Below are 1,677 nucleotides of genomic sequence, written 5' to 3'. Positions count from 1 at the left end.
GATGAAGGCCAGCGACGTCATCAGGATCGGCCGCAGCCGCTGTCGTGCTGCCTCCAGCGTCGCCTCGACGAGCCCCATCCCGGCGGTCTGCCGCTCGATGGCGAACTCGACGATGAGGATGGCATTCTTGGCCGCGAGACCGATCGTGGTCAGCAGGCCGACCTTGAAATAGACGTCGTTGGACTGGCCGAACAGGCTTGCCGCCAGCAGCGCGCCGAAGATGCCGATCGGCACCGACAGCATGACCGCGAACGGGATCGACCAGCTCTCATAGAGTGCTGCCAGGCAAAGGAACACCACAAGGGCCGAGATCGCATAGAGCGACAGCGCCTGGTTGCCGGAAAGCTTCTCCTGGTGCGACAGCCCTGTCCATTCGTGGGAATAGCCGGCCGGCAGCTGCGCCACCAGCTTGTCGATCTCGTCCATGGCGGCACCCGAGCTGATGCCCGTGGCCGCCGCGCCCTGGATCTCGACAGCCGCCGATCCATTGTAGCGTTCGAGCCTGGGCGAACCGAATGTCCAATGGCTGGAAGCAAAGGCCGAGAACGGCACCATCGCCCCGCTGGCGTTGCGGACCTGCCATTTGTCCAGATCTTCCGGCTGCATGCGGAAGTTCGGGTCCGACTGCAGATAGACCGGTTTCACCCGCCCGCGATCGATGAAGTCGTTGACGTAATCGCTGCCCCAGGCGGTCGAAAGCGTGTTGTTGATGTCGGCCAGGCTGACGCCCAGCGCGCTGGCTTTTTCCTGATCGATGTCGACCGAGAATTGCGGCTGGTCTTCCTGCCCGTTGGGCCTCGTGTTGGCGAGCAGCTTGTTCTGCCCGGCCAGGTTCAGAAGCTGGTTGCGCGTCTGGATCAGCGCGTCATGGCCCGCGCCGTTGACATCCTGCAGGTAGAAATCGAAGCCGTTGGTGTTGCCGAAGCCCTGGATGGCGGGAGGCGCAAGCGCGAAGACCTGCGCATCCCTGATCTTCGAAAACGCGCCCATCGCCCGGCCGGCGATTGCCTGCGCGGCAGAAGCCGGCGATTTCCGCAGGTCGAAGTCCTTCAGCCGCACGAAAGCAATGCCGACATTCTGCCCTGCGCCGCCGAAGCCGAAGCCGGAAGCGGTGAACACCCCGTCGACGACGTCCTTCTCCTGATTGAGATAATGGTCGGTCACCTCTGCCAGCACCCGCTCCGTGCGATCCTGCGTCGCGCCGACCGGCAGCGACACGCTGGTGATCAGGATGCCTTGGTCTTCTTCCGGCAGGAACGAACTTGGCAGCCGGGCAAACATCCAGCCCACGGCAACGACGATGGCCAGGAAGACGGCGAGGAAGCGCCAGGACCGGTTGATAATGCCGTGCGAGCCGTCGCGATAGGCAAGCGTGCCGCGATCGAAGACCCGGTTGAACCAGCCGAACGGGCCCGTTTGCGTCGCATGGTCCTTGGGCGGTCGCAGGATCGTGGCGCAAAGTGCGGGCGTCAGCACAAGGGCGACCAGCACGGACAACACCATCGCCGAGACGATGGTCACCGAGAATTGCCGGTAGATGATGCCGGTCGAGCCGCCGAAGAAAGCCATCGGCACGAACACGGCCGAAAGCACGGTGGCGATGCCGATCAGCGCTCCGGTGATTTCGTGCATCGACTTGCGCGTCGCCTCCTTCGGCGGCAGGCCTTCCTCCTGCAT

General features: G+C 64.0%; 1 protein-coding gene. It reads right to left on the bottom strand.

The annotated features are described in order from the left end of the window. A partial coding sequence (locus tag EN964_RS33825) for an efflux RND transporter permease subunit (RefSeq protein WP_206528807.1) occupies window positions 1-1,677 on the bottom strand: 1,677 nt, incomplete at both ends.

Source organism: Mesorhizobium sp. M7A.F.Ca.CA.001.10.2.1, assembly GCF_003998575.1.
Lineage (GTDB): Bacteria > Pseudomonadota > Alphaproteobacteria > Rhizobiales > Rhizobiaceae > Mesorhizobium.
This window is presented reverse-complemented; position numbering and strand designations above follow the sequence as displayed.